3 protein-coding genes and 1 rRNA gene are annotated in these 2,439 nt (G+C 36.3%); all 4 read right to left on the bottom strand.

Annotated features, from left to right (window positions below; genetic code table 11):
* Positions 1-91: 91 nt before the first annotated feature.
* On the bottom strand, positions 92-640 hold the full coding sequence (locus AC6CH7_RS26430) for a GNAT family N-acetyltransferase (RefSeq protein ID WP_498265557.1): 549 nt from the start codon (positions 638-640) through the stop codon (positions 92-94).
* A 44-nt stretch (positions 641-684) separates the two neighbouring features.
* A complete protein-coding gene (locus tag AC6CH7_RS26425) occupies positions 685-897 on the bottom strand; it encodes a hypothetical protein (RefSeq protein WP_498265558.1) in 213 nt (70 codons plus the stop codon).
* Complete coding sequence (locus AC6CH7_RS26420) at positions 894-1,871, bottom strand: RNA-guided endonuclease TnpB family protein (protein ID WP_498265556.1); 978 nt, start codon at positions 1,869-1,871, stop codon at positions 894-896. Before AC6CH7_RS26420 ends, AC6CH7_RS26425 begins: the two co-directional genes overlap by 4 nt.
* A gap of 378 nt (positions 1,872-2,249) precedes the next feature.
* A 5S ribosomal RNA gene (gene rrf, locus AC6CH7_RS26415) occupies positions 2,250-2,361 on the bottom strand.
* Between the last annotated feature and the right edge of the window lie 78 nt (positions 2,362-2,439).

Here is a 2,439-nt window from a genome sequence, read left to right as displayed (position 1 = left end):
CTAAACCACAACCAGAAAAATTAACAGCAAGGGGTTAAAAGATCAATACAAACCGTTTAGAAATTCGTTAATTCTACCAGAAGACAATATTTTACTGGTTATCTACTATCTCATATAGTACACATTCTCTAAGCGCTTCATTAGATTCAAGTAAAGGATGATTAAAAATCTTTATTTCTCTCATCCCGATCTTCTGCATTACGTTTACAGATGGTGCATTAACTTTAGGAGCTATTGCATTTATTGATTTTAATTTTAAATCTTTAAAAGCGTAAGCTATACACCTCTTTGCACCTTCAGTAGCAAAGCCTTTATACCATTTCTTTGTATCTAAGCGCCATCCTATATCAACGCAGGGTGTAAAATCAGATTCAAAGCTTTGAATGGATAATCCTATAAACCCTATAAATTCCCTTGTATCTAATTCTTCTACTGCAAAGTAGCAAAAGCCCCTTTCTCGTAATAACCCCTGCATTCTTCTTACAAACTGCCTGGTTCGCTCCATAGATTGGGTACCTGGAAAAAACTTCATTACATCTGGATCTGTGTTTATACGTGCCAGTTTATCTATATCACTTTCAAGCCAATCTCTAAAACCTAATCTTTCTGACTTAAAAATATAAATGTCATTTGAGCTCATTCTCTAAATCTGATTTAAACAAATATGTGAACCACCCACCCACGTTATCCGATGGGTTGGGCTTCATAGGTCATAGACCCACCTATTGGCAACGCCTCACTATGTTTTTGTTTTGTGTCCGACTGCGTCCCACAACCAGACCATATATTTATACCTTGCTTTAGTATATTTTTTGCTGCATTTACATCTCCGTGGTAAAGTTCGCCACAAGATTCACAAATCCAGTCTCTAATGGACAATATTAAATCCTGTTTTATCCATCCACAACTCGAACACTTCTTGCTCGAAGGAAAGAATCTGTTAATCTTAACCAGTGACTATCATTCCAATTGGCCTTATATTCCAGCAGGGTGTAAAATGTTCCTAAGGAAACATCGCTCATTGCCTGGGCTAAACAACGGTTCTTCATCATGTTCTTAACGGCAAGGTCTTCAACCGAAACAAGATCGTGATTTTTGATGATTTCTGTTGATACCTTATGCAGGTAATCTCTTCTAATGTTGGTTATCCTTTGGTGTACTAAAGCAAGTCTCTGTTTTTGTTTATCTCTCCGATGACTTCCTTTTTGTTTTTTTGAAACTTGCTGCTGCTCATATTTGAGTTTCTTTAGTTTTATTTTAAGTGATTTAATATTTTCATAACTGCTTCCGTCTGAAAGTATGGCAAGTTCTTTTATCCCGGTATCAACATCAACTAACTTACCTGTTTTCTCAAATGGTGTATGTTCAACCTGGCAAGTTATGGAAACATAATATTGACCAGTTGCCGGACTGGATATGGTAGCGAATAATGATTCACCTTCCATTTGTCTGTGAAGATTGACTTTAATTCCTTCCTTGAATTTAGGTATGACAAGTTTACCCCCTTCAACTCTTACGTTTTGTGGTATTTTAAAACTTTGTCTATCGTATTTTGCCTTAAATCGTGGAAACTTATGTTGTTTGTTAAAGAAGTTTTTGTAGGCGGTATTAAGATTTTTTATTGCAGCTTGTAGTGATTGGCTATTCATTTCTTTAAGCCATACAAATTCTTCTTCTTTTTTAAGTTCGGTCAAAGTTCTTGCATGATCATAGTAATTCAAGGAAGTTTTATCATTCAGATATTTTTCTTTCCGTTCATTTAAAAATCTGTTAAACACGTAACGACAATGCCCGAAGTGTTTACTCAACAAGATTTCCTGGTCCTTGGTTGGATACAGCCTAAATTTAAATGATTTATAAATAGCTTTCATCTTCAGGTAGCCTTCTTGATGTCTACAATTTCTAATTTTTTTTTAGTGTTATTCCGTTCTTTGAGTAAAAAATTTCCTATAGCCAGCTTAGGTTAATACAGGAATCTGCTCTTGAACAATGCTTATCGTCATTCCATACACTTAATAAGCAAGGTTCGTATGAGCACCTGCTTTGTTCGGATGGTTATTCCCCTTGTTCAATAGCCGAAGCCTGACCAGAAACTATTTCTCAGTAAATCTTATCTCAAGTTAGCGTTTGTCGCTTGCATCCCATCCACGTTCCGATGATTGGGTTTTACGCTCTGGTTTATAAAAGCCTGATTCAAAAATCCTACAAACAAGAAAAGCCTGTAGTGATTAACTACAGGCTTCATTAAGATTTGGCACCGACCTACTCTCCCACGTGTTACCGCAGTACCATCGGCTCTGGTGGGCTTGACTTCTCTGTTCGGAATGGGAAGAGGTAGACACCACCGATATAGGCACCTAAATATTTTAAATATCTTTAATAGAGTTCTTTGTTATGTTTAAAATAAAACCCTGCAGATAGATCTACAGGGTTCTGATT

Source organism: Pedobacter sp. GQ55 (genome assembly GCF_059758925.1).
Note: the sequence above shows the minus strand (reverse complement) of the source record. Positions and strands in the feature narration are given on the sequence as shown.